The following is a 25375-nucleotide window of genomic DNA, read 5'->3' as shown; positions in this document are numbered from 1 at the left end:
TCAGACCTTCGCGCCTTTACTGAGCTAGGTTCGGAATCGATCGACGGGGACGGTTCACACTTCTGCCAGAATATGAAACATCGTGAATGAGTGGCCATCCACTCGGTGAATCGTCGTCCAAACGGTATCAAGTGGAAACTCGGAGGATGGTTGAGGCAAATGAGGCGTCACCGATCTCAATTTCTCCCGATGTGCCTCCAGACTCTCCGAGATGGCCAAAATGGCTCTCTGAATATTGCCGTCGAACACGTAGCCCACCATTCCCCCGGACCGAAGGCCTTTGGAATACCTGCCGTCAATGAAGCACATCATTCCCTGATGATGGGTGACGTAATCGGACACCAAGGACTTCCAGCCTGCGTTGAAAGTGACGTGCAGCCGCTTCGCTTCGACGGCGAAATAGGGGGGTGGCTTATGCCGTGGATCCTGAAGGTGAAAATGCAAGTCGAGCCTGCCCTCGGCGTCGGATTCCTCGTCGTCTATGACGGTTTCGCGAAATGGCCACACAGGGCGATCTCGGAGTCCGCTATCCTGCCGTAGCAATTTGAGGAGCCGTTTGGTCAGTGACGTCTCGAGCTCCAACGAACTGGTTTTTTGGAGTCCTTTGAGGCAGCGCAACAAAGCGGCGAGAATGTGAAGGATCTCATCTTCCGGAAACACGGGAACTACCCACTTGCCCGCATCATCGCTCATGCTCTGCCGGAAAATCGGGTTTGGGAAATGTGGGCAAACAATTCCGCGGCATCGTTGAGCGCCGCCGTCCTCGTCCATTCGCCGACTCTTGAGGTCTTCACGATGAAGATGCGCTTCCCCTCGAAAAACCAGCCATTGCGTTGGAACCCGAGGGTATTACCCAGTTTTTCCACGGAGGCGTCTTGAAGGCGGCGCGCGGCTTCGAGAACCTTACCGGATCGGGAGACCGTGCGAAATGGCTGTTCTTCCCTCGTCTGTGTCAGTTCGACCATAGCAAATCCACTTTGGCGATCCACCGTTCCCGCGGCGGCACTCTTCATCGGACCGCTGGCCCATTGGTTCAGGGTTTTGGTCAGCATGGTCGAATACGGCTCAAGGCCCTTCGCGTCATCGATGGGTTGGAGCGTGGGAATGTCCATTGCGCTCTCTAACGACGTTGGGGTGTCTCCCTTGTCGAAGATGTCGCAGGTGTCTTCGACAAGAGCGATGTCTTGATCCGTGAGGCCGAAATACTGATAGAACAATGGATCCAGCGAACTCCGGAAGGCTGAGCCGCTGGCTCTCTCACTTGCCAGCCACGCGGCTTCCCAAGACGATCTTTTGTCATCCTCAAATAGATCGGTCTTTCTGCGCCGGAACTCTTTCTGGAAGTTTTTCGCTGACTCGGATAGGCGGGCTTCCTCGGAGCGCATCGCGGACACAACTTGATCATAGATTTCATGAACTCCACTAGTGATCTCATCGGGGCCGGGAAGAAAGAACGGCAATCTCAAGACTTCGTCCAAATGAACCTTGTTGCGTTCAGTGGCAAGATTCGACGCTGTGTGAAATGCCATGTAGCGCGCCAACTTCGACCTGAAAAATGCGGCAAGAAATGACAAGGCTTCCTGGTCTCCGCCCGCGGGATTCGAAAATGACTGGAGCGAGTGTTGAAATCTGACGATTCGCTTGGAAAAGCTCGCCTCCGAGAAGCCTTGGTTCAGAAGGACCAGAGGCGGCGTGAAAAGGCACTCGGGAGGCTTACTATAAAGCTTGCCGAGCAAATATCCTGCATTGGTGAAATGATCTCGAAGTGAAACGCATGCTTCCTCACAAAGAAGCGCGATGCCGTCCAACGAGTCGGGAATCACGAAGCGATCCGTTTCGGCCCATGTGCCGAATTCCTTTAGCACACGGTCAGGCTTTGCTTTTGAGTTGGCCTTCCAAGGCTTGCAGCCTTGTCCGGCGATCCATCTCTTTTGGTCTGCAGCTCTCTTCTTGCTGATCAGCGTGGCCAGCTCCGAGAGCCTCGGAAGCGTGAACAGATAGTCCAGCAGTTTTTGGTCGCGGGGGGTTCCCCAGAGGCGGGTTTTCCAAACGACCGACATGGGATCTTGGCGCTCGCCATCAAGGAGAGCCGACAGGCGGATCCATTTCCGATCCTGCGGCGAGATGGGAACCTGGCCGTCGCGCAGATCCACACGGGTTACTTTTGGCGCGATGTACTCGATTTCATGATCCCGTGTAGGCTTAACCGAAGTAAACGCCACGACGCACGCTGGACAGACGGCTTCTTTGAAGAGGATGAAGCGGTAGTCCGCCAATTGGATCATCGTCTCAAGCGTCACTTGTCCCAGCCAGCGGCGCTGGAAATCGTCGGTTTTATTGAGGAAAATCTTCGAGGGTAGGATTAATGCGGAGCGCCCTTCCGCAGCAAGCAAACCCGGAACAGCCTCCATGAAGCGATTGGCGATCTGCCCTTTGCCGCGACCTTCCCATGGGGGATTCCCGACAATGATGTCGAACTGCCCCTGCCATTCTTTCGCGATCGTTAGGAAATCTCGCTTCCAGATTACGGGAATATCCGCCCTCTTAAGTCCGCGCCCTTCCTCCACAAGCAAGTTCGGGAGCTTCCGTCGGGTTACCTCGACGTATTTTTTGACGTCGGACGGGCTAAATTGGTCGAGAAAGGCGAGGTAGAGGCTGAAGCAGGCGATGCGGCAGGCGGTGAGATTCATGTCCACACCTCGCAATTGTCCCAAAATCGTCAGGAGAGCGTCCGCGCGATCCGTGACGGAGGGCTCGCTCTTCCGCCTCGCGTTCCATGCGGCCACGAGCCGATTGAAGGCGAGCACGAGGAAAATCCCCGAGCCACACGACGGGTCGATGAAGCGAAGACCACTGATGTCACACCGATCCCTCAGCGCGAGATCAAGAGTCATCTCCGCGAGGAGACGGGGCGTGTAATAGGCCCCTAGTTTGCGTTTCGACGCTCCGTCCTCGTGTTCGAGGAACTTCTCGTAGATGGAGCTGATGGTTTCGACAGGAATGAAGTCGAAGCGATACGCCCAAAAACCGAGACTTCGCTGCCCCTTTTTCACCTCTGAGCCTTCAAGGAAATGGAGCACCGCCTCCAGGTGGCGCGGCTGGATGGCGTCCTGCTCGGCGCCGAGGTCGTCATCGAACATGCTGCCGTTGAAAGTTTCCCTGAGCTTGGGGAAGAGCTTGGTATAAAGTAGCGTCCGGATTTTTTCCGAGGGCGTCCTTTTCAGGAGATCGCGCAGATCCTCCCAAGGTCCACCGGTGACGTAGTTCTCAAGCTTGATGATGCCACGATGGCACAGGTAGCAGGTGAAAAGGATGCGCCCGAGAAAGGCATGGGCCACGGGTGCGGAAAGCTTGTTCGCGCCCGAGGTCAGGACATCGCGAACCGCTTCCAGATTGTCGATGAGCCAGGCATCGACCGATTCCCGCGGGTTGAAGTTGGTGGAGTGCTTCGCGTAGTACTGGCCGTTCCCAAGCTCCAGATAAAATCGTTCCACCCATGCGGCCTGGGTGGCGACATCGAGGAGATTGAGCGTCTCGACGGTTGGGGCGTCTACATCGTGGTTCGTTGCCTCCACCGGCGGGACCGGACGCTCCATGGAAGAGAAGACCCTCAATCGTCCAGGCTCGCGAAGCAGCAGCACGGTGGCCAGACCCTGATTCCAAAATTGACACTGGAGCTCCGCCGCCTTTGCCGGTGGCAGCGGCTTCTTCGAGTCGCGCACGTAAACCGTTGGAAGCCCATTGAGGGTCAAGACTGCCGTGAGCTTCATTTCCTCCCATGCCCGCAACAGGAGGTGCTGATAAGCCAGCAACTCGGGCGCACGGCGAATTTCCCTCTCGGTCCGGTAGTAACGGAAACCGGACCGGGGAGGTTCGGGCAAGGGTTGGAAAAGAGCGGAACTCATGCGGTGATAATTCGAATCACGGCTTTGGCGACTCCTTGGATTTCCAGGTCATGGGCGGGGATGAGGTCGGGATAGGCGGGATTTTCGGCTTTCAGCAAAGTCTTGCCGTTCTGAATCACGAGTGTCTTCAGGGAACACTCCTGATCGATCAAAGCGGCGACGACATCTAGGTGCCTGGCTTCGGCGGCGCGATCCAAAAGGACTAGGTCGCCGTCGAGAAAATGCCGACCGATCATGGAATCGCCGCGGACGCGGAGTGCAAAGGCGGCCGCAGGATTCCGGATTCCGAAGGAGGCAGGGTCGAGAGGGAGGCGTTCGGTCGGATCGACGCCGGGTTCGTCGGGAAAACCGGCGGTGATCGACCCGAGCAACGGCACTCCGGGGTGAGGCTTTTTTCTCAGCCGAAGGCTACGTGCGCGCTTGGGCTCGTAAATCACATCGCGGCTCTTCTGCAGGCGGTGGATCAGCTTCAGAGCGGCGTTCGGGCTATGGTAGCCAAGTTCGTCACAAACCTCCCGAACGGATGGGGGCGGTGCAGCGGCCACCTCCAGCTTCTGGAGGAAGGCGAGCAGCCTGTCACGCGGGTTGGTTCGAGAGCGAGGCATGAGGTGAACAAATGTTCACTATATGAGAACGATGACAAGGATGAATGCCGCCGCACCCAGGCTGAGAAAATCCTCTCCCTCATCAACGACCGTCGGGTCTCGCCCCGAGCTGCCGCAATCGCCGCGAAAACCGATCACCTCCCGCTGCATCACCAGCTTGCCTTGGCTTTGGAAAAAGCAGGCCTCACCGTCGAAACGTTGATCGGCAGCAGCGAGTTCCGGCTGCCCGTGGCGGTCGTTTCGGATGGAAACCGCCACCAGTATGCCCTGGCGATCCTCTGCGAGGAGGGAGATGCCGGAGCCGACGTGTATGAAGACTACGTCCACGTCCCCAACGTCCTCGCCCATCGCGGCTGGAAGCACCTGCGGGTCACCGCGAGGGAATGGCATCGGGATGCGGAGGGAGTCGTCGAACGAGTGCGGGCTTGCCTGAACTGAGATCCCCGCCCGGCAGTCCCCACCTCCATTTTCTCGAAGACCAGGGTTCGAGCGGGACATCTCCGCCAAGGCCGCCAAAGTCCGCGCATGGCTCGGCCGCGACAGAACGAACTCGACCTCGGCTTCGATCCGCTTCCCAAACCGAAGCCCGGCCTCACCCTCTCCCCGGCCGCCGGGACCGCCACCCTCAGTCCGGCGCAGGTGGAATTCAACAAGCGGCTGAAGTCCCTCGAAAAGGCCCGCACTTCCCACGCCAAGGAACGCGACCGCCTCGACAAGCAGCTGCATCTCTGCCGCACCGAACTGATGCCCCTCGTCGAGAAGATGAACCGCATCAGCTTCCGCCTCGTCATCGTCGCGGAAAGCTTCAGCCAATCGATCAAGCTCACCAAGCGGCGGAAAAAATGGCTCGGCGATCTGATCAGCAGAAAAGCCGCCGAATGCCTCGCCGACCCGGTCGACCTCGCCGAGGCGGAGCTTGATGAGCTGGAAGCGCTCATTGAAACGCTCGGCGTCAGCGAATTCGACAAGCAGCAGCAGGCATGGGAGCGCGAGGAGTTCGGCATGCTCAGCGGCATCATCGAAGAGATGGCCCGCAACGCCGGCGTGGAGATCGATCTTTCCAGCCTCGACCTCAACGGCGATCCCGCCGAGTTCGAACGCCAGCTCGAAGAGCGCTTCAAGGCCGCCGGCGAGGATTTCCAAAAGAAACTCGAGAGCGGCGAGCTGCCGCCCCCTCCCGGCCAGCCGAAACGCAAGCGCAAGCCGACCAAGGCCGCCCTCGAGCGCGAACGGAGGCAGCAGGAGATCGAGCAAGCCAAGAAGCGCGACATCAAGACGCTCTACAAACAGCTCGCGAAAGTCCTGCACCCCGACCTCGAAGCCGATCCCACCCTCAAGGCACACAAGGAGAGCTGGATGAAGCGCCTCACCAGCGCCCATTCCGGCGGCGACCTGCGCGAAATGCTGGAGATCGAAATGGAATGGCTCGGTGAGGAAGCCGGGAATCTCGCCAAGGCCACGGACGAAAAGCTGCGCATCTACGCCATGGTGCTCAAGGAACAGGCCGCCGAGACCCGCGAGCACACCCGGCAGCTTCCCTACGAGCCGGAGTATGAGATTCTCGAACGCTTTGCCGGGCCATTTGGCGACCGCATCGATCCCAAGCGAGAGAAGCTCGAACTCATCGACGAAACGCAACGCCTCCAGGAAATGATCGACATCCTTGAAGCCGGCGGAGCCGCAGCCCGGAAGATGATCCACGAATGGGCCGACCATCACGCCCGCTCGCGGACCGGGAGGTAGGGCAGGCGGTTTTCATCGATCCGCATTGCCGGACCCGGTCACGACGTTTCATCCGACACGCATGACCTATCTTGAAGTCCGGCAGTTGCTCCAGCATCCGAGCGCCGGGCTGCTGAGGAAAAAGCAGGCCGCCTTCATCCTTTCATTCCTCCACTCGGAAACGGTGGAGGAACGCCGCTTCGGACGCCACGAACACCCGATGCGGGCCTTTTTTGCCGGGGAAGCCGCTTACCTGCGGGCGCTCGGCAAGGCGGACGAGGTCTCGCAATTCAGGGAAGAAGCTGCTTTCGTCCTGGAGACCTTCCCCGATTGGTGGCCGTGGCTTGCAAAATCATGTCCGCGTGCTGTTGCGCGAACTGGGGAACTGGCCGCGGATCGTGGCTGTGGGCGCCTGGTTGCGGGATCACCCGGACTCCGGGCTCTACATCCGCCAGTTCCCGATCGCGGGGGTCGATACCAAGTTTCCGGACCCCTGCCGTCGACCGCCTTTCGACATCGGATGCCTGAGCTCGGGTGAGGCCGATGTTTTCGGGCAACTTTCGCGCGACGGGCTCCGCCTCGAACAAGAGCGGATCCTGATGGCCTACGCAGAGGAAAGGATCGCCTGTCTGACCTGAAGCGCTGGTCAGCCCTCACCCGCAGCACTTCTTGTATTTCTTCCCGCTGCCGCAGGGGCAGGGGTCGTTGCGGCCCACTTTGGGGGCTTCGCGGGTGAAGGTGGGGACCGGTGGGCCTCCGACATACCAGTCGGCTTCGCGACCCGAGGGTCTCGCGAGGCCGGACCAGGCACCTTGCTCCAGCATCTTCATCCGCGCTTGGGCCTCCTCCTCGTGCTTCTTCATCCGGGAAAGCCGGCGGGCGACCTCGCCTTCGATACCGGTCGTGATCGCGTCGTGAAACCAAAGCGCGTCGTGAAGCTGGGCACCATCCCCGTAGTCGGAGATTTCCGCGGCGAACCTGCGAGCGGCGTCGAGAGACTCGTCGCTACCATACCAGACGGCGGCGCAGCCGAGCCTGATTTGCGGCATCAAATCGTCGTCCTCATCCTCATCGAGGAGGCCCAGCACGGCGGCTTCGATTTCGGGAAACCGACGCCGCTCAAACGCCGTGGAAAGGTAGAGACGTTCGAACCATTGGAAACGCGGCCAGGCCACCGCGACGACCTCAAGGTCCGCCGCACTCGCGCCGGTGGTCATGCACGTCCCGACCAGTTCGTTGTGCCACTCCGAATCGATGGCCAGGACGCTCAGCAACAGGTCGACGGGCAACTCGATTTTCCCCCGGCCCGCCGCGAGCGCCCACAACGCGGCAGCAGCCCGGTAGCCGATGTCATCGCCCTCAGGGTTTGCCACGAACCCGCTCAGCCACTCCTCGATCGTGGCCGCGGCGAGTTCTCCACGGCTCCCCATTTCCCCGGCAAGCATCTCGATTTCCGCCACCTCGGCATGGGCAAAATCGGAACACCCGGCCGCGTGCTTGATCCGGTTCTCGAGCATTTCCCGCCGTTCCTCGGGCGACATCGCCGCGATTCGCCATCGGGCAGGCATACGTTCCAACCGGTCCCCGTCATCCATGTCCGCCAAGCCGCCGAGCGGCACGATCTTCCCATCGGAAACATCGAACAGCCCGGGGAGATCGCGCGCGATCCAGTCGGGCGGGCCTTTTTCCAGCCATCCCAGAAGATGAGACCGCAGATCGGAGGGAGGGGCATCCGGAGCGCGGTCGCGCACCGCCTTCAAGCGCTCCAGCAGCCATGCCCACGACCGCTCGGTGTGGGGAAGCTCGCCGAGCTGGTGAACGAAGCGGAAAGCCCCATCGAGCCCATGAGTCTCCACGGCCTCGACGGCACGATCGGTAACGGCAGGAGGGGGCGTGATTTCATCCGCCCAGAATTCGAGCGCCTCGGAGCGGACGAAGTAACTTTCATGAACGAGCGCATCGATGCGGCGCTGGATGAGGTCGGCATTCATGGCGCGAGGCTCCTCTGCGGAGGCAGCGGCTGTCGAGGACGGACGCGGGGATCCACAGCAAGATTGCCCATCGGGCCGGGGATTCTTCACGCTTGATGTGTTCATCTGAACCCTTTACTGAATGACGACATGACCGCTGCATCCCCCCTCCACGAGCTGCTCAAGACCCACTTCGGCTACGATTCGTTCCGGCCCTTGCAGGAGGACATCATGCACTCGGCGTTGGGCGGGCGGGACACCTTGGCGATCCTGCCTACGGGGGCGGGGAAAAGCCTCTGCTACCAGCTTCCCGCGCTCGCCCGCGAGGGTTTGACGCTGGTCGTTTCCCCGCTGATCGCGCTGATGAAGGATCAGGTCGACCAGCTGTCCGCCTCGGGCATCCCCGCGACTTTCCTCAACTCGACCCTCGAGCCCGATGAAGCCCGCCGCCGGCTCGATGCGATCCGCGCGGGGAAGCTGAAGCTGGTCTATCTGGCCCCGGAGCGGCTGATGGGCGGACGTTTCCTGGAAACGGTGCGCTCGTGGCAGGTCACCGCGCTGGCAGTCGATGAGGCGCACTGCATCAGCGAGTGGGGCCACGATTTCCGCCCGGAATACCGCCGTCTGCGCGAGCTGCGCGCCGCGCTTCCCGGCGTGCCGGTGATCGCCCTGACGGCGACCGCCACGCCGCGGGTGCGGGAGGACATCGTGCGCCAGCTCGGGCTGCGCGATCCGGCGGTTTTTCTGGCCAGCTTCAACCGACCGAACCTGCACTACCTCGTCGAGCCGAAGAAAGACGCCGTGAAACGCATCGCCCGCTTCATCCTCGAACGCGGGCAGGACTCGGGCATCGTGTATTGCCAGTCGCGCAAGCGCACCGAGGAGATGGCGGCCGCGCTGCGCCATGCCGGGATCGCCGCGCTGCCCTACCACGCCGGCCTCGATGCCGCCGCCCGCGCCCGCCATCAGGAGGCCTTCCTGCGCGATGAGACGCGCGTGATCTGCGCCACGGTCGCCTTCGGCATGGGCATCGACAAGCCGGACGTCCGCTTCGTCATCCACGCCGACCTGCCGAAAAACCTCGAAGGCTACTATCAGGAAACCGGCCGCGCCGGTCGCGACGGGTTGCCGGCCGACTGCCTGCTGCTCTTTTCGCGCGGCGACGTGATGAAGCACGTGGGTTTCATCCAGGAAATCCCGGACGACGAAGCCCGCCAACACGCCCACGCCCAGCTCGAGCAGATGGCCGATTTCGCCGAAAGCGACGCCTGCCGCCGCATCGACCTGCTCGGCTACTTCGGGGAAACGTGGACCGAGGAGAACTGCGGAGCCTGCGATGCCTGCCTCTCGCCGCGCGAGACGTGGGACGCGACCGTCGAAGCCCAGAAGCTGCTCAGTTGCGCCATCCGCGTCCGCCAGGCCGATGGCGGCGATGTCGGCCTCCGCCACCTCGCCGACATCCTGATCGGGTCGCGGTCGGAGAAAATCCTCGCCCACCAACACGACCGGCTCCGCACCTACGGCATCGGTCGCGAGCATCCCGCCGCCGTATGGGCCGAGATCGGCCGGCAGCTCGTCCGGAAAGGCTGGCTCGCCCAGGAGAGCGGCCGTTTCCCGACGGTCGCCGTGACCCGGGAAGGCATGGCCGTGCTCCGTGCCCGCGAGTCCGTCATTCTCACCCGGCCGCTGGCTTCCGCCAAAACCCCGACCTCCCGCCGCACCGGCGACATCGAGTGCGACATGGAACTCTTCGACGCCCTGCGCACCCTCCGCAAGCAGCTCGCCGACACCGCTGGCGTGCCGCCGTATGTCGTTTTCTCCGACGTCTCGCTGCGTCACATGGCCCGCGCTTACCCGACCGATGACGCCGAATTCCTCCGCATCCCCGGCGTCGGCGAGCGCAAGTTGGCCGATTTCGGGCCCGCCTTCCTACCGCTCATCTCCGATTGGCTCAAAACCCACCCGCGCCGGGATTTCGTGCCCCTGGAGAGCCTCCCCGAGCCGAAACTCCCGCCCCCTCCGCCAAATCCAACCTCGCTCATCACCCTCGAACTTTTCCGGTCCGGCAGATCTCTGGAGGAAATCGCCGCCGAGCGCGGCCTATCGCTTTCCAGCATCGAGGGCCACCTCGCCATGGTCATCGAGGCCGGCGAAAACATCGACCCCCGGCATTTCTACACTGCCGGGGAAGAGGCCGAAATGCGCGCGGCTTTCGACGGCTACACCGAAGAAGCCCTCAAACCCGTCCACGAGCATCTCGGCGGCCGCATCAGCTACGGCAAGCTTCGCCTTTTCCGCGCCGCCGAATCGCGGCGGGCACCTGCGCTGGCGCCGTGATGCCGCACGGCCCTCCACCCCCGGGATTCAACCGCAGAGGAACAGGATGAACGCAGATCCATTTCCCAGGACCGGAGTCGGCCGATGCATTCAATCACGACAACACTCCCCGACTCCCGGGATTCCGGACGCCTTCCAGTCAGCTCAGCGCGCGGGTGCCTCCATTTCCTCCGCCCTTCCCCTTTACAACCCGGCGAAGCCCTGCGAAACCCCTAGAAATTTAGCCGCAACGCTCTCCGCGGCTGGAAACCGACCTCCACCTCATGCCCAAAGACACCTCGATCCAGAAGATCCTCGTCATCGGCTCCGGCCCGATCGTCATCGGCCAAGGCTGCGAATTCGACTACTCCGGCGTCCAGGCCTGCAAGGCCCTGCGCGAGGAGGGATACGAGGTCGTGCTGGTGAACTCGAACCCGGCCACGATCATGACCGATCCGGAGTTCGCCCACCGCACCTACATCGAGCCGATCACCCCGGAGGTCGTCGAAAAAATCATCGTCAAAGAGCAGCCCGACGCCCTCCTGCCGACTCTCGGCGGCCAGACGGCGCTTAATTGCTCGATGGACCTCTTCAAGTCCGGCACGCTCGACAAGCACGGCGTGAAAATGATCGGCGCCAACGCCGATGCCATCGACAAGGGCGAGGACCGCCAGCGATTCAAGGACGCGATGGTGAAGATCGGCATCGACCTGCCGCAGTCCGGCACCGCCCACACCATGGACGAGGCCCGCAAGGTCGCCACCGAGCTTGAGGAAATGACGGGCAAGCGTTTCCCGCTGATCATCCGTCCGGCCTTCACGCTCGGCGGGCAGGGCGGCGGCATCGCCTACAACCGCGAGGAGTTCGAGGAAATCGTCACCCGCGGCCTCGATCTGTCACCGGTGTCCGAGGTGCTTATCGAGGAAAGCCTGCTTGGCTGGAAGGAGTTCGAGATGGAGGTCATGCGCGACCGCGCCGACAACTGCGTGGTCATCTGCGCCATCGAGAACATCGACCCGATGGGCGTCCACACCGGCGATTCGATCACCGTCGCGCCGGCCCAGACGCTGACCGACCGCGAATACCAGATCATGCGCGACGCGTCCTTCGCGGTCATCCGCGAGATCGGCGTGGAAACGGGCGGCTCGAACATCCAGTTCTCCATCGACCCCGTTTCGGGCCGGATGATCGTCATCGAAATGAACCCGCGGGTCTCGCGCAGCTCCGCGCTCGCCTCGAAGGCCACCGGTTTCCCGATCGCGAAAATCGCGGCCAAGCTGGCTGTCGGCTACACGCTCGACGAGCTGCCCAACGACATCACCCGCGAAACGCCCGCCAGCTTCGAGCCGACGATCGACTACGTGGTCACCAAGCTGCCGCGCTTCACGTTCGAGAAGTTTCCTACGGCGAACGCCGTACTCACCACCCAGATGAAGGCGGTAGGCGAGGCGATGTCGATCGGCCGCACCTTCAAGGAGTCGATGCAGAAGGCACTGCGCTCGCTGGAGACCGGCCGCTGGGGCTTCGGTTTCGATCCGAAGGAGCCGAAAAACCCGACCCGCGACGAGATCGAGCAAAAGCTCGCCGTGCCGAACTCGGAGCGCATTTTCTGGGTCCAAGCCGCCTTCGTGAATGGCTGGACCATCGACGAGGTCTTCGAAACGACCGCCATCGACCCGTGGTTCCTGCACCAGCTCAAGGAGATCGCCGACGAGGGGCAGAACCTCGCCTCGCTCGACCTCAAGGACGCCAAGCGCCTCGGATTCGCCGACCGCCAGATCGCCCGCGCCCGCCAGCTTTCCGGCAAGGTGCATGAGGCCACGATCCACGGCGAAAAGGACATGGGCCCGCTCGCCGAAGCCCGCGCCGAGCCCGAGGGCGCCGTGGTCGATGCCGCCACCGAGGACTCCGTCCGCGCCGAGCGCAAGGCCCGCGGTCTGGTGCCCGGCTACCGGCTGGTCGATACCTGCGCGGCCGAGTTCGAGGCCTACACGCCTTACTTTTACTCAAGCTACGGCGACGAAAACGAAGCCCGCGAGACCGACAAGAAGAAGATCATCATCCTCGGCGGCGGTCCCAACCGGATCGGCCAGGGCATTGAGTTCGACTACTGCTGCGTCCACGCCGCCTTCGCGGTGAAGGAGCTCGGCTACGAGGCGATCATGGTGAACTCCAACCCGGAGACCGTTTCGACCGACTACGACACCTCCGACAAGCTGTTCTTCGAGCCGCTCACGCTCGAGGACGTGCTGAACATCTGCGACCAGGAAAAGCCGCACGGCGTGATCGTCCAGTTCGGCGGTCAAACCCCGCTCAACCTCGCCGCCGACCTCAAGCGCCACGGCGTGCCGATCATCGGCACCTCGCCGGAAAGCATCGAGCTGGCCGAGGACCGCAAGTTCTTCTCCGCCCTGCTCGACAAGCTCGGCCTCAAGCAGGCCGAGGCCGGCACCGCCACCTCCGAGGACGAGGCCGTCGAGGTGGCCAACCGCATCGGCTACCCGGTGCTCGTCCGCCCGTCCTTCGTGCTCGGCGGCCGCGCGATGATGATCGTCCACGAGGAAAGCGAGCTGCGGAAATACATGAACGAGGCCGTCGATGCCTCGCCGGAACGGCCCGTGCTCGTCGACCGCTTCCTCGACGGCGCGACCGAGGTCGACGTCGACTGCATTTCCGATGGTACGAGGTCCGTCGTAGGCGCGATCATGGAGCACATCGAGCAGGCCGGCATCCACTCCGGCGACTCCGCCTGCTGCATCCCGGCCTACTCGCTTTCCGACGACATCAAGTCGCAGATCGACCAGGCCGCCAAGGACCTGGCCCGCGAGCTCGAGGTCAAGGGCCTGATGAACATCCAGTTCGCGGTGAAGGACGGGGAGCTCTACGTCATCGAGGTCAACCCCCGCGCCTCCCGCACCGTGCCCTTCGTTTCCAAGGCCACCGGCGTGCCGCTGGCGAAGTACGCCGCCCAGATCATGGTCGGCAAGACGCTCGACGAGCTCGGATTTACGGAGACCATCGTACCTCCCTACTTCTCGGTGAAGGAGGCCGTGTTCCCCTGGAACCGCTTCCCCGGCATCGACATCGTGCTCGGCCCGGAGATGAAGTCCACCGGCGAGGTCATGGGCATCGACGAGGACTGGGGCATGGCCTACGCCAAGAGCCAGATCAGCGCCTTCAACACCCTGCCGACCGAGGGCAACGTCTTCATTTCGGTCATCGACCGCGAAAAGCCGCGCGCGCTGCAGGTCGCGAAGGACCTCGTCGACCTCGGCTTCACCCTGTGGGCGACCGGTGGCACCCACCAGTTCCTGCAGGAAAACGGCGTCGCCTGCGAACGCGTTTACAAGCTCCTCGAAGGCCGCCGGCCGAACGTGGTGGACATGATGAAGAACGGCGAGATCCAGTTCGTCATCAACACCCCGAGCGACCAGGCCGCCCGCGCCGACGAGGTGAAGATCCGCTCGACCGCGGTCTCGATGAAGGTCTCCCACGCGACCAACCTTTCCGCCGCCGAGGCCTGCGTGAAGGCGATCCGCTCGCTCAAGGAGCGGGAGCTGATCGTCAAGCCACTCCAGGACTATCACGCCTGACGTTTCACCGGTCGACACGACGCAGATGGTCCTCGCCAGCCGGGCCGGCGGCGGCTATTCACCCCTCGTTGAGATGAGGCTTCTGTTAGTTCTGCTGACTTCACTGATCCTGGCGTCGTGCTACCACACCGCCGTGGCTCCTCTTTCCAGCCCCGGCGGGCAGCTGGTGGTGGTCGAGATTCCCGGAGCCAGGCCGGGCCGGAAGAATCCGGACAAGGTGATCCTTGATGCCAACGAGAAGCTCTCCTCGCCCTTCCACGCGCGCGGCTGGCCTTTGAAGTATTTCAGCGACTTCAGCCTCTCCGATGACGGCGCGGAGGTTGCCGTCCTGTCACCGTTCGGGGACATGGAAACCAAGTCCGGGAGGGAATTCGTCGGGGCCTTGCCCATCATCGCGCTGCGCTCGACCAAGTCCGCCGAATCCACCGAGAACGCCCTCCGCGCCGTGGTGGCTGATGTTTACCGGAATGCCCGCAAGCAGGGCTTGAGGCCGATTCCCGTCGATGACCTCAAGGAGCAACCCGAAGAAGCCAAACCATGAGCGCCCGGATGCTTCTCGCCCTCGCGGCATTGGCGCTGCCGTCCTGCGTCGGCCCGGATCCGAGCCGGAGAGTCCCGGCCTCCGAGGTGCGTCCGCTCTTGCCCGGCACCTGGACTTGCCAGGAGAACTACGGCGGAGCCAGCGCCTACATGGAGAAGACCTTCCGATCCGACGGCACCGCCTCGGGCTTCATCGACATGCGCGGGGGCGACGCATCCGTCGGCGTGCTGCTTCCGCGGGTGCCCTTTCGCAGCCGTTGGAGGTTCGATGAACAAGGGAATCTCGTCACCTACGACGTCCGCACCGAAGTCCCCGGGCTTTATGAGGAAGACTGGAAGTCGCGCGATCGTATTCTCCATGCGGACGACCAGCGGATCGACTTCATCGATGTCGACAGCGGGGATCGCGGCACGTTCCTCCGCAAGGCGGCGCCGGCGGACGGTCCCACGACCTGGTCGCTCTAACCGACGGACGGATTCCGCGATTTCCCGCAGGAAATCCGTTGGATTGACGCCGCGGGATGATCCCGATACGGCTGGCCTCCGAATGACAAACCGTCGTTGGCTCATCCTCTTTTCCCTGCTCCTGGCTCTGGCGGCCACCGTGCACGCCCAGGTCACCGTGAACCTCAAGCTGCGGAAAAACAACTACCTCGCCGGGGAAGCGGTGCCGCTCACCGTCACCATCACCAATTATTCCGGCCAGGAACTCGCCTTCCAAGGCTCCGACCAGCGGAACTGGATCGACTTCATCGTCAGCTCCGGCCGCGGCGTCCCGCTCAGCCCGATCGCCAAGCCCGCCTTCGGCACCGTGCGCATCCCTTCGGGAAAAGCCATCGTCCGCACCGTCGATCTCGCCGAACTCTACGCCATCGACGACCTCGGGAACTTCTCGGTCTACGCCATCGTCCGCCTGCCCGAGCAAAAGACCGACGGCTTCCAATCGAACCGGCACCTTTTCACGATCAACACCGCCATCCCCTACTGGAAACAAACCGTCGGCGTTCCCAGCCAGCGCGGCCGCCAAAACGAATACCGCCTCATCCAGTACAACAATTCCGGTCGTAACCAGCTCTACGTCCAGGTCGCCGACGCGCCGACGGGCAACATCATCAAGACCCACTTCCTCGGCGACGTGCTCATGCTGCGCAAGCCCTCCGTCACCGTCGACTCGTCGTTGAACATGCACGTCCTGTACATGATGACGCCGAAATACTGGGCTCACGCCCGCGTGGCCCCGGATGGAAAATTCCTCGGCCGGGATATCTACGAGGGCGCCGGGGGCGATCCCGTTCTGGCCCAGATGAAGGACGGCAGCGTCAAAACCCTCGGCGGCAGCCTCTACGACCCCAAAGCCGCGGAAGAAGCCCGCAAGGCAAGCCGCAAAGCGTCGGATCGACCGGACTTCATCTATGAATAATTTCGCATTTATTACGAAATTCTTTACAAATTCCGAAAACTTTTTAATAAATACGGACCTTCTCTAAATCTTAACCACTTCCATGAAGACTCTGCTCCGTTTCGCCGCATCGCTGGCGGCCATGGCGCTCCTGGCTGGCGCCGCCCAAGCGAGATCCTTCCGGACCGTCGTGATCGATCCCGGTCACGGAGGCCACGACAAAGGGGGCCAGTGGGGCCTCGTCTATGAAAAGCATTTGGCCCTCGATACCGCCGCGCGGCTTGAAAACGAGCTGCGCAAGCGCGGCTACCGGACGGTGATGACCCGCCGCAGCGATTACTTCATCTCGCTTCCCGAGCGGGTGCGGATCACCAAGCAGTACTCGAACGCGATCTTCGTCAGCGTCCACTACAACTACACCTGGAAGCAGGACGTCTCCGGCCTCGAGACCTTCTTCAACAACGGCGACAGCTACAACCTCGCCTCCTGCGTGCACAACGGTATGATGCGCAAGGTCCGGGCCAACAACCGCGGTGTGAAGTTCGCCCGCTTCTACGTCATCCGCCACAACACCTGCCCGGCGATCCTCGTCGAGTGCGGTTTCGTCAGCAACCCGGGCGAACGCTCACGCATGAAATCGGCTTGGTGGCGCCAATCGCTGGCCGAAGGCATGGCGGATGGCATCGACCGCTACAAGCGGCTCTGATTCAGGGCCGCGAGCCACCGGCAGCCGGTGAAATCCTTGCTGCCGGGCCACCCGCCACCTGCTAGCTTCGCTTCATGGCATGGGTTACGGCGAATGAAATGCGGACGCTCGAAGCGTCCGCTTTTTCGTCGGGAGTGGATCCCGGCGAACTGATGGACCGGGCCGCGTGGGGCATCGCCCGGCGACTGCTCGACTACTTCCCCGCTCCGGGCCGGGCCGTCGCCTTCATGGGAAAAGGCAACAACGCGGGCGACGCGGTGGCGGTGCTGGAGATTCTCCGCCGCCACGGCTGGCGGGTCTCCCTGCGCTCCTGCCACCCGATGATCGAGTGGAGCGTGCTCACCCGCCAACGCGCCCGCCGGGCGGGACTGAATCCGGAGGCTGAAATCCCCTCCGGTCCGGGTCCGCTGCTCCTCCTCGACGGACTGCTCGGCATCGGTGCCAAGGGCGACCTGCGCGAACCCCTGCTCGGCATGGCCCGCGAAATGGGCGAGCTGCGCCGGCATCGCGGGGCCTGGGTGGTCGCCATCGACCTGCCCTCCGGGCTTCACACCGACGAGGGGACCAGTGGCCAAGGCGGCGTGACAGCCGACCTCACGGTGACCGTGGGCGTGCCGAAAAAAGGCCTCCACGCCGATGCCGCGGCCGACCGCATCGGCCAGCTTTTCCTTGCTCCGCTCGAGGAGCTTCCGCCGCCCGCCGGCCGGGCTCCCCGCTGGGCCTTTCCCGAGGCCTTTCCCGATCTTCTCCCGCCCCGCGCCCATTCTTTCCACAAGGGCGATGCCGGCCGCGTCGCCGTCCTCGCCGGATCCACGAACATGAGCGGTGCCGCCGTGCTCAGCGCCACCGGTGCCCTGCGCGGAGGGGCGGGGCTGGTCACGCTTTTCCTCGATCCCGACAACCGCGCCGCGCCGCGCCCGGAAATCATGACCCGCCGCGTCGGTTCGCGGATCGAGGCGGCCTTCGACGAGCGTGCCGACGCCCGGGTGATCGGCCCCGGCCTTGGCGGGCTGACCCCGCCGCAGCGGAAATCGCTGCTCGATCGTTTCGCGGATCCCGCCACGCCGCTCGTGCTCGATGCCGACGCGCTCAACCTCCTTGCCGCGGAGAGCGCCACCGCCCTTCTGGCCGGGCACCATCTCATCACCCCCCACCCCGGCGAGTTCGCCCGCCTCGCGCCCGATCTGGCGAAGCTTCCCCGCCTCGAAGCCGCCCGCCGTTTCACCGACCGGCACCCCTGCACCTTGTTGCTGAAAGGCGCCCGCACCGTCGTTTGCGGCCCCGGCGGCGACCTCCGGATCAACCCCACCGGCCACGCCGGCATGGCCACCGGCGGCCAGGGCGACGTTCTCGCCGGCGTTTGCGGAGCCCTCGCGGCATCCGGCATTTCCCTGACCGATGCCGCCATGCTCGGCGCCTGGCTCTGTGGCCGAGCCGCCGAGCGGGCGGTCACCCACGGCGGCCAGAGCCAGGAATCCTGCACCGCGGGTGACACGCTGGCCCATCTCGGAGGAGCCTTCCGCGATTGGCACGAGCGACGGCGCTGAGGCAGCCTCACTGGAACCACCCCATCACCGCCTTCTGCCACGCCTCGGGCAGGGTGATGAAGACCGCCCCGGCGACGATCCCGCCGGCGACGCCTAGTCTCGCCATAGCGGGCAGGAAGCCGGAGGCGGTCTGAAAGCGGTCCCACAGGTTGAGCTTGGTTTGCAGGCTGCGCTCCGTGCCACGGACGAGGACGCGGTACTCGGGCGGGACCGAGCTGGGAGCGGGCGTCGCACCGGGGTTGCCGCCGTTTTCCGCGGCCTCGGAAACCAGAGCTTCGGTGACGAGGAGCTGCTCGAGGGCCGCGTCGTAGAGCCGCTGCAGGGGCTGCGCGGCGGCGGAAACCCAGCCGCCCACCGCGCCCAGCCAGTCGCCAAGGTTGTGGCTGGAGGGAGCGAGAAACTTGAATTGCTCGTCGGCGAAGCATTTCCGCCAGCTCTCCTCGCCGAGGCGGTCGAGCACGCGACGATCGGGCACGACCTGGGGACGTTGACGGAAGATGTCCGCCAAGGTGTGGTAGAGGTCGCCGGCATCGGCGAGCAGGCGGTTCATCTCGGAGCCGCTCACGTTGCCATCGGCGGTGACCACGGCGAAGGTGTTGCCGAGCTTGCAGTTGGCATCGAGCAGGTTGCGCAGGCTGTGATCAGCGTAGTGGAGCACCGCCAGCAGGCCTTTGAGATAGTCCTCCCAGGACCCCGGCAGATCGCGAGCAAGGGCCAGGTGGTGATGGCGGATCCGCCGGTCCAGGCGGACCAGCTCCTCGTGCTGGAGTGCATGGTCCGCCGCGGAGGTGCGGATCGCGGCACGCAGGCCGGAGCGCCTGATGACCTCGCCGCGGAAACGGATGACGCCATCGGGTGACTCAAGCCGGCGGTCGCGCAACGCCTCGAGCATGGATTTTTCCTTTTCGAGATGACGCATCTTCTCGAGATGCTCCACCAGCGAGGCGGGATAGAGTTCGCCGGAGATCCGCTCGTCTTCGGAGCCATGAAGATCGGCCACCACGGCCGCGTGGTCGCACAGCGAGCGACCGAGGTAGAGTCCGCGGTATCTCGGCTGGAGAAACTCCTTTCCATACTCGAGGTCGACCGCCTCCAGGGTCGCCTCGACCGGCTCCTCCTCCTGTTTGAGTTCCTCGAAAAGATAACAGGTGAACTTCTTCCGCAGTCCTTCCGGATCCACGAAGCACCGCCAGGCGCTGCGCTCGTCGAGTTCGGCGGGAACGTAGATCCGCTTCGCATTGGCTTCCCGCAGGTGGCTCTGCGGATGGGTCGACCACATCTGCGGCGGCTGGGCGATATCGGCGTTGAAAAGGCGGTGGCCGGCGCGGTCGGTGGCCGGCAGCGGCGGCACCTGGCCGAAGTCGGGATCGTCGAGCACGCGACGTTTTTGCTCCAGAACGCGGGTCTGGATGGCGAACAGGTCGCCCGGCTTGCGGCCGGCAGCGAGCCGCTTGCCCACCAGTTCCTTGGCCTCCTCCCAGGCCTGGTCGGCCGCCGGCAGACGGAACAGGCCGTGGATCAGGGCGTCGCTGCCAGTGGTGGAAACCGCGACCAGGTCGGCCTGGAACTCCATTTCGCGCGATAGCGCGCGCTCGGCCAGCATCACGAGATGAAGCAACGACTGGAGCACCGCCCGCAGCGCCCATACCACGAGCCGCAGCAGCCAGCCGATCCAGGCGATGCGCAGGTCGATGCCCGAGATGACATTGAGCATCTTGTCGAGCGCGTCCCGGTGATAGATGAGCTGGTTGGCGACCTGCTGGGCGGTGTAGACCCAGCGCCCGACCGCCATGCTGCGCTGGGCGAAGTGACCGAACTCGTGGGCCAGCACGGCCTTGAATTCGCTGAGAGTGAGGACGTTCACCAGGCCGAGCCCGATGTCGAGGTTCTTCCTCGTGGGAAAAAGGAAGTTCACCAGCGAGATATCATAAAACACGCAGGCGTTGACCGCGGCGGAGAGATAGACCTTGTGCGGTCGCGGGGCGCGGCTCTCGTCGGCCACGCGGTGGATGAACTCGAACAGTTTCGGCTCCTGCTCCGCGGTGATCTCGTAGCCGCCACCACCGCCGGCTGCCTTTTTGCGGAAAAAAAGCCCCTTCGCCAGGAACACCGCCACCACCGCCGAGCAGAAGGCCGCGATGCCATCGCCCAGCGAACCTTGGTTCACCATCCGAACTCCCTCCCGCCAGGCGGAGTGGGCGAACCAGGCGATCAGAGCCAGATAGATCCCGGCAAAGGCCAGCAGACCGGCCATGGCCAGCCAGGCGTGGAAGCGATATTTCGAAGTCGGCCTTGTAAGGCCTTCCGGCACCTCGGTCGGCAGCGGCGGGTGGAAGTCATCGGCACCCATCGTGGTTTCCATGGCTCAGCTCTAACCGACCGTATCGCGGAAGGCAGGACCTTTCTGCGGCCGCACCTGTCATGCCGGGCGCGTGACCCGCGGCGCTGCGGGATGGCTCACTTTCCCGACGCGGGTCCCGAGCTTTCGCGATTGACGAAGCGGGTCTCGAACAGCTCCTGCCGCGGCGGGCAGTCCTCGCCTTCGAGGCGCTCGATCAGAAAATCGACGGCTTTGTTCAGCATCGCGGCGTGCTGCTGCTCGACGGTCGATAGCGAAACGGTGAGAAATTCGGACAGCGGGATGCCGTCGATGCCGACCACCGACACGTCCTCGGGCACGCGCAGGCCGGCATCCGCCGCGGCACGGATGATGCCGATGGCGGTGAGGTCGTTGAGGGCGACGAAGGCGGTCGGCCGGTCGGCGCTGGCGAACACCCCGGCGGCGGCGGCGCGGGCCTCGGCAATATCGGTGCCGCACTCGACCATCCGGAACTGCGCACCCTCCAGCTCGCCCACGATCTGTTCGAACAGCGCCGGCCGGCGGCCGACGCGGTGGCCCTTCAGGCGGGCGGCCAGGAAAGCGAACTTGCGATGACCCTGCGAATGGAGCTTTTCCGCGGCCTGCCGCATGCCGGTCCCGAAGTCGGCCATGACCTTGTCGACCGGCGTGCTCTCGGTGCCGGCCATCGCTAGGGCGACGATCGGCAGCCCGCTGGCAGTCTGCCGCTGGAGGAACTCCTGATGCGCATCGATGTCGCTCAGGAAACACAGCAGCCCATCGACATTGCGGTCCACGAAATCGCGCAGCAGCTTCTTCTCGCGCTCCGTATCATTGCGCCAGCTCTCGATCACGAGGTCGTAGCCGCGGCGTTCGAACTCAACCCCGAGAACGGCGGCGATGTGGGTGAAATACGGATTCTTGAGGTCGGCGATGAGCAGACCGATGGTGTTGAAACGGCCGGACTGGAGAGCGACGGCGGCGCGGTTGGGGCGGTAGCCGAGTTCCTTGGCGGCGGCGAACACGCGCTCGACGGTGGCCTTCGAGGCCCACGAATTCGGCCGGCGATTCAGGATGGTGGAGGCGGTGTTCACGGCCACGCCGGCTTTTTCCGCCACATCCTTGAGGCGCACGCGCCTCGTGACCCGCTTGCCATTAGATGCTTCCGAATTCATGGGAAAAAACTCGCGGGCGGTGGCGGGGGGCGGAAAGAAAAACTTACGAAAAAGCCGCGGTTTTCCTCCCGTAAGGCAAGGTGCCCTTCATATGAATCGGTTCTTGCGGCGCAATTCCGCCTGAGCGATTTCCTGCCGACCTGAATGCTGCCGGCCGCCGCCGACCTGCCTGTTCGTGGCGGGACCTCGCGCGATGACCGCCCGCCAATGGACCGGCAAGCAAGCGGTGTCCGAGCTGAAGCAATTCGATGGGAGGATGCCGTGCTCCACTGCCAGCACGATGGTCGAGGCCTCCCGCAAGGATATGGGTATCCGGTGAAACCCCCGGCCGACCGGGTTTCTCACCGGGAAAAAGGAAGGGGCGCACGGTCCCCCCCCGGAAACCATGCGCCCCGCGCGTCACCATCCGGTGGACCGGAAAAACCGATCGCTGCTGAAAGCCCACCCCCCAGCGGACTCCCTGCATGAACCGGACGGGTTCGCAGCTTGCACAATGAATGCAGGACGTGATCCCGCCATGCATCTGTAACTCATCAATCGAAGAGTGCCACCTGACTTTTCAGATAGCCGGAATTATGACCATTTCCTGAAACGCATGCCGACCTTCATCGGGCGGCGGTGGCCGGCGGAAGAGGTGCCGGCACTTGGTTTTTCACCGCGGGCACACTCATGAGATAGTGATACATCGCTTCCAAGTCCTCTTCCTTGGCATCGGCGAGGGGCTGCCAAGGCATCGGCGGCAGGATGGCCCGCCCGCTGCCCTTGTGCTTGCCGGTGCGGAACGTCCGGATGAAGTCCTCCTGGGTCCATGCTCCAATGCCGGTTTCCCGGTCGGGTGTCAGGTTGGCGGAGAAGGTGACGCCCCATGGGCCGGTCCAGGCGGTCATGCCGGCGGTCGCGGCGCCCCACGGATTGGCCGGATCGAGGCTCGGAGGCGGCAGCACGAGATCCGCCGGGTGGCCGGCGAATCGCCGGTTCGGATCATCCGCCGGACCGAGGTCGGTCATGACCTTGGGCGTGTGGCAGTCGGCGCAGCCGCCGAGCTTGATGAGGTATTCGCCATGCTGGAGCACGGCTTCATGGTGGGCGACTTCGGACGGGCGGGTGGCGGACTGGCTCTTCACGAGAACCCAGCCGAGGACTCCCAGCGCGATGGCGGAGAGGATCGGAATGATGCTGTATTTTATGGTTTTCATCGGTAGAGGAAAAGAGAGGCGCCGACTCATCTCGGAGTGGCGTCGGTGGGCATGGGAGCGGGCGTGACGGCGGGCCAGGAAAGCACCGCCGTTTCGGTATCTCCCCAGATCGACCGGTTGCCGCTGGCAAGGCGTCCGGTGGCGGGGTTGAAAGAGAGAGGCTGGCTTAATAGGAAGGGCACCGAGTCGAGACCGAGCACGGACTCGCGGACCTGCTCGTGGACGCCGCCGTTATCATCGATCCAGCGCTCCGTTTCCGTGAAACGGCCGGACGCCTGCAAGCTGAACAAGGGCGCGGTCCCCGCCTTCACCAGCAACACGCCGTTGCTCATCACCGACTGGTCGAGCACGCCCGTGCCGCCCGCATTCCAGTCGCGGGAGGTCAGCGTGGATCCGCCCGACCACGAGAGCGAGTTCCCCTGGCTGACATGCCAGGTGCCGCCGGCGGTGATGCTGCCGGTGCAGTCGGCCATGTTCGTGAACACCACCGGCAGATACTGGGGCTCCATTTCCGGCATCCCGCGGGAACCGTGGATGTCGCCACGGAACCGGACATTGAGGTCCATCCGCGCCCCGAGGGAACCCTGGCCGACAACCTCGTAGGTGAACGGCACCTGCCACTCGGTCATCGGGACCTTGTTACTGTAGCTGTAGTAGTCCTTGGAAAGGACGACCTGGATGTCGCCACGGGGTGGATGGGCCGGCACGCGGATGGTGATGCCGTCGAGCGGGTCCCAGCGGAGCACGTTCATGTCCTGCCCGCCCCACAGGACACTGCGCTTCGAGCTGCCGGGATCGGGGCCGAAGTCGCCCTCGATGAGGTATTTGCTGAACGGTTCGGCGTCGTCACCGGCCTCGGCGAGGACCCGCATCACGGATGGCAGCAGGATGTTCGCCGGCTGGCTGGGATGGTGATACCAGACCAGTTTGGCGTTGGAGCGCGTCTGGTCCTTGTAGTGGGGGCTCGGGTCTTCGTCGTAGTGGTTGAGGGTCATCCACGCCTGCACCGTGCCGATGGCGAACGAGCGCTCGGCGGGCACCGAGATCGGCGGCTCCGAATTCGTGCCGAGCAGCCGGTCGAAAATCTTCAGGCAGGGCGTTCCGCTCATGTCTCCGGAAAGCCAGTCCCAGCTCACGAAAGTGCCGGCCCCGGCGGCGATGAAGGCGTTTCCCAGGTCCGGATGCGCGCCGCAGCAGGCATCGAGCACCACCACCGAATGCGGCGCGAAGTGCATGCGCTGGCGAATAAACTTGCTGGTGATGCCGTAGACCGGCAGCGGGTCGCCTTCGTCGATGGCCAGCATCAGCTCGCCGTTTTCCCGCATCTCGCCGTAGACCGGATGGGTCACGCCGGTCGATTCGCGGGTGATGATGCCGATGCCTTCGGTGCCGTCGGCCTTTTTGTAGGAGCAGCCGTGGGCGTGCCAGAACAAGGCTCCGAGCGGATTGCCGCGCGGCGCCCAGCCGATCACCTGCTGGACGCTGGTGGTGCCGAAGTTCGCCACCTCGTAACCGCGGCTCGAGAGCCAGCCGCCGATCGTCGGAGCGGAGTTGGGAAACTTCGACTCCAGCGAGAACGCGGTGACGGCGCGGTTGCTGCCGGGCAGGCTGCCGATGGCGATCGACTTCGTGCCGCGGCCGGCGACGAGCGAAACTCCGGTCGCCGGCGGCTGCGGCAGGCCGGCATCCGCGGAGCTGCGGGGCCGGTTGAGCAGCACGCAGATGTCGCCATCGGTGAAATGGATGCTCACATTCCCGGCCACCCCCGAGATCTCCGCCTCGGCCACCTCGGGCGAGGCCTTGGCCCAGGCAATGAGGTGCGCGAGGTATTCCTCCCACGGCAGCGATTTCCACTCCCGCATCTTTCCGCCCGCGGCGGTGAGGAACTGGATCTTCACCGCTTCCGGAACCGGATCTCCGTAGGCCGTGGTGACCAGGTCGGGATCGTCCAGCTCGACCGGCGGCGGCTGGGCCTCCGGGCCGGTCACCACGCGGGCAAAGCCTCGGACGCCCGCGACCGGCAGACGGAAGGTCACCCGCGCGGCCGTACCATCGGTGGCGCAGGCCAGCATTTTGCGCCACGGCGCGCCGGAAAGGTCGGACGACAGCTCAAGAATCGCATGGCGCTGCCCCGCCGGGACCTCGGCGGTGACCGCAAAACGACCGAGTGAATCGAGCCGGCAGTCCGGCCCGGAAGCCGCCGGCAGGGGCGCGGTGGCGAGCAGCAGAAGAAGCAGCAGAAGTCGAAATGGATTCATGGCGGGAAATGATGGGCGCAGAGCCATGCCTGCTGCGGCCGCTTCCGTAAATGGGTCGAAAGGACCATCTCCCGCCTCTTCCCAAGCACCGGGCTTTTCGGGCAT

17 protein-coding genes and 2 pseudogenes are annotated in these 25375 nt (G+C 63.9%); 11 read left to right on the top strand and 8 right to left on the bottom strand.

Going from position 1 to position 25375, the window contains the following annotated elements:
* Positions 1 to 54: 54 nt before the first annotated feature.
* The 3 genes from ABXH26_RS02490 to ABXH26_RS02480 are packed head-to-tail and all read right to left on the bottom strand — an operon-like array spanning position 55 to position 4510.
* Positions 55 to 693 (bottom strand): hypothetical protein, encoded by a 639-nt coding sequence (locus ABXH26_RS02490; RefSeq protein WP_353565450.1) that lies wholly within the window; start codon positions 691 to 693, stop codon positions 55 to 57.
* Complete coding sequence (locus tag ABXH26_RS02485) at positions 690 to 3905, bottom strand: HsdM family class I SAM-dependent methyltransferase (RefSeq protein WP_353565449.1); 3216 nt, start codon at positions 3903 to 3905, stop codon at positions 690 to 692. Before ABXH26_RS02485 ends, ABXH26_RS02490 begins: the two co-directional genes overlap by 4 nt.
* Positions 3902 to 4510: a LexA family protein gene (locus tag ABXH26_RS02480; RefSeq protein ID WP_353565448.1), complete on the bottom strand. Its 609-nt coding sequence runs from the start codon at positions 4508 to 4510 to the stop codon at positions 3902 to 3904. Before ABXH26_RS02480 ends, ABXH26_RS02485 begins: the two co-directional genes overlap by 4 nt.
* A gap of 3 nt (positions 4511 to 4513) precedes the next feature.
* Here ABXH26_RS02480 and ABXH26_RS02475 point away from each other — a divergent pair, with 3 nt between their 5' ends.
* The 4 genes and pseudogenes from ABXH26_RS02475 to ABXH26_RS02460 all read left to right on the top strand — a co-directional run bounded on the left by ABXH26_RS02475 (position 4514) and on the right by ABXH26_RS02460 (position 6870).
* A complete protein-coding gene (locus ABXH26_RS02475; protein ID WP_353565447.1) occupies positions 4514 to 4948 on the top strand; it encodes a PDDEXK-like endonuclease domain-containing protein in 435 nt (144 codons plus the stop codon).
* Between the two features lie 87 nt (positions 4949 to 5035).
* Positions 5036 to 6253, top strand: a complete 1218-nt coding sequence (locus tag ABXH26_RS02470) for a hypothetical protein (protein ID WP_353565446.1) — start codon at positions 5036 to 5038, stop codon at positions 6251 to 6253.
* Positions 6254 to 6314: 61 nt separating this feature from the next.
* Positions 6315 to 6569 (top strand): annotated as a pseudogene (locus tag ABXH26_RS02465) (DUF3322 domain-containing protein); the annotation flags it as partial.
* Between the two features lie 25 nt (positions 6570 to 6594).
* On the top strand, positions 6595 to 6870 hold the full coding sequence (locus tag ABXH26_RS02460) for a DUF3322 domain-containing protein (RefSeq protein WP_353565445.1): 276 nt from the start codon (positions 6595 to 6597) through the stop codon (positions 6868 to 6870).
* Positions 6871 to 6885: 15 nt separating this feature from the next.
* Here the strand turns inward: ABXH26_RS02460 and ABXH26_RS02455 are convergent.
* A pseudogene (locus tag ABXH26_RS02455) lies at positions 6886 to 6975 on the bottom strand (SEC-C metal-binding domain-containing protein); the annotation flags it as partial.
* Between the two features lie 1377 nt (positions 6976 to 8352).
* Here ABXH26_RS02455 and recQ point away from each other — a divergent pair.
* The 7 genes from recQ (at position 8353) to ABXH26_RS02420 (ending at position 18303) form a co-directional block, all read left to right on the top strand.
* The gene (gene recQ / locus ABXH26_RS02450) at positions 8353 to 10539 is read left to right on the top strand and encodes a DNA helicase RecQ (protein WP_353565444.1); all 2187 of its coding nucleotides are present in this window, start codon (positions 8353 to 8355) and stop codon (positions 10537 to 10539) included.
* 263 nt (positions 10540 to 10802) lie between these two features.
* Positions 10803 to 14111: a carbamoyl-phosphate synthase large subunit gene (gene carB / locus ABXH26_RS02445; protein WP_353565443.1), complete on the top strand. Its 3309-nt coding sequence runs from the start codon at positions 10803 to 10805 to the stop codon at positions 14109 to 14111.
* Positions 14112 to 14184: 73 nt separating this feature from the next.
* The gene (locus ABXH26_RS02440) at positions 14185 to 14652 is read left to right on the top strand and encodes a hypothetical protein (RefSeq protein ID WP_353565442.1); all 468 of its coding nucleotides are present in this window, start codon (positions 14185 to 14187) and stop codon (positions 14650 to 14652) included.
* Positions 14649 to 15116 (top strand): hypothetical protein, encoded by a 468-nt coding sequence (locus ABXH26_RS02435; protein ID WP_353565441.1) that lies wholly within the window; start codon positions 14649 to 14651, stop codon positions 15114 to 15116. Before ABXH26_RS02440 ends, ABXH26_RS02435 begins: the two co-directional genes overlap by 4 nt.
* Before the next feature lie 82 nt (positions 15117 to 15198).
* Positions 15199 to 16071 (top strand): CBM20 domain-containing protein, encoded by an 873-nt coding sequence (locus ABXH26_RS02430; protein ID WP_353565440.1) that lies wholly within the window; start codon positions 15199 to 15201, stop codon positions 16069 to 16071.
* An 82-nt stretch (positions 16072 to 16153) separates the two neighbouring features.
* A complete protein-coding gene (locus ABXH26_RS02425) occupies positions 16154 to 16756 on the top strand; it encodes an N-acetylmuramoyl-L-alanine amidase family protein (RefSeq protein ID WP_353565439.1) in 603 nt (200 codons plus the stop codon).
* Between the two features lie 74 nt (positions 16757 to 16830).
* Positions 16831 to 18303 carry an NAD(P)H-hydrate dehydratase gene (locus ABXH26_RS02420; RefSeq protein WP_353565438.1) on the top strand — a complete coding sequence of 491 codons (1473 nt, stop codon included), beginning with the start codon at positions 16831 to 16833 and terminating at the stop codon, positions 18301 to 18303.
* A 7-nt stretch (positions 18304 to 18310) separates the two neighbouring features.
* Here ABXH26_RS02420 and ABXH26_RS02415 read toward each other — a convergent pair whose 3' ends face one another.
* The 4 genes from ABXH26_RS02415 to ABXH26_RS02400 all read right to left on the bottom strand — a co-directional run bounded on the left by ABXH26_RS02415 (position 18311) and on the right by ABXH26_RS02400 (position 25270).
* Positions 18311 to 20665, bottom strand: a complete 2355-nt coding sequence (locus ABXH26_RS02415) for a M48 family metallopeptidase (protein ID WP_353565437.1) — start codon at positions 20663 to 20665, stop codon at positions 18311 to 18313.
* A gap of 95 nt (positions 20666 to 20760) precedes the next feature.
* Positions 20761 to 21816 (bottom strand): LacI family DNA-binding transcriptional regulator, encoded by a 1056-nt coding sequence (locus ABXH26_RS02410; protein WP_353565436.1) that lies wholly within the window; start codon positions 21814 to 21816, stop codon positions 20761 to 20763.
* Positions 21817 to 22421: 605 nt separating this feature from the next.
* Positions 22422 to 23012: a diheme cytochrome c-553 gene (locus tag ABXH26_RS02405; RefSeq protein WP_353565435.1), complete on the bottom strand. Its 591-nt coding sequence runs from the start codon at positions 23010 to 23012 to the stop codon at positions 22422 to 22424.
* Positions 23013 to 23038: 26 nt separating this feature from the next.
* Complete coding sequence (locus tag ABXH26_RS02400) at positions 23039 to 25270, bottom strand: hypothetical protein (RefSeq protein ID WP_353565434.1); 2232 nt, start codon at positions 25268 to 25270, stop codon at positions 23039 to 23041.
* Between the last annotated feature and the right edge of the window lie 105 nt (positions 25271 to 25375).

Origin of the sequence: Haloferula sargassicola (assembly GCF_040362925.1) — a bacterium.
GTDB classification, from domain to species: domain Bacteria; phylum Verrucomicrobiota; class Verrucomicrobiia; order Verrucomicrobiales; family Akkermansiaceae; genus Haloferula; species Haloferula sargassicola.
This window is presented reverse-complemented; position numbering and strand designations above follow the sequence as displayed.

Excerpts from the sequence above, each read along its gene's own strand:
- ABXH26_RS02490 (WP_353565450.1), bottom strand. The coding sequence starts at position 693 with ATGAGCGATGATGCGGGCAAGTGGGTAGTTCCCGTGTTTCCGGAAGAT.
- ABXH26_RS02485 (WP_353565449.1), bottom strand. The coding sequence starts at position 3,905 with ATGAGTTCCGCTCTTTTCCAACCCTTGCCCGAACCTCCCCGGTCCGGT.
- ABXH26_RS02480 (WP_353565448.1), bottom strand. The coding sequence starts at position 4,510 with ATGCCTCGCTCTCGAACCAACCCGCGTGACAGGCTGCTCGCCTTCCTC.
- ABXH26_RS02470 (WP_353565446.1), top strand. The coding sequence starts at position 5,036 with ATGGCTCGGCCGCGACAGAACGAACTCGACCTCGGCTTCGATCCGCTT.
- recQ (WP_353565444.1), top strand. The coding sequence starts at position 8,353 with ATGACCGCTGCATCCCCCCTCCACGAGCTGCTCAAGACCCACTTCGGC.
- carB (WP_353565443.1), top strand. The coding sequence starts at position 10,803 with ATGCCCAAAGACACCTCGATCCAGAAGATCCTCGTCATCGGCTCCGGC.
- ABXH26_RS02440 (WP_353565442.1), top strand. The coding sequence starts at position 14,185 with ATGAGGCTTCTGTTAGTTCTGCTGACTTCACTGATCCTGGCGTCGTGC.
- ABXH26_RS02435 (WP_353565441.1), top strand. The coding sequence starts at position 14,649 with ATGAGCGCCCGGATGCTTCTCGCCCTCGCGGCATTGGCGCTGCCGTCC.
- ABXH26_RS02430 (WP_353565440.1), top strand. The coding sequence starts at position 15,199 with ATGACAAACCGTCGTTGGCTCATCCTCTTTTCCCTGCTCCTGGCTCTG.
- ABXH26_RS02425 (WP_353565439.1), top strand. The coding sequence starts at position 16,154 with ATGAAGACTCTGCTCCGTTTCGCCGCATCGCTGGCGGCCATGGCGCTC.
- ABXH26_RS02420 (WP_353565438.1), top strand. The coding sequence starts at position 16,831 with ATGGCATGGGTTACGGCGAATGAAATGCGGACGCTCGAAGCGTCCGCT.
- ABXH26_RS02415 (WP_353565437.1), bottom strand. The coding sequence starts at position 20,665 with ATGGAAACCACGATGGGTGCCGATGACTTCCACCCGCCGCTGCCGACC.
- ABXH26_RS02410 (WP_353565436.1), bottom strand. The coding sequence starts at position 21,816 with ATGAATTCGGAAGCATCTAATGGCAAGCGGGTCACGAGGCGCGTGCGC.
- ABXH26_RS02405 (WP_353565435.1), bottom strand. The coding sequence starts at position 23,012 with ATGAAAACCATAAAATACAGCATCATTCCGATCCTCTCCGCCATCGCG.
- ABXH26_RS02400 (WP_353565434.1), bottom strand. The coding sequence starts at position 25,270 with ATGAATCCATTTCGACTTCTGCTGCTTCTTCTGCTGCTCGCCACCGCG.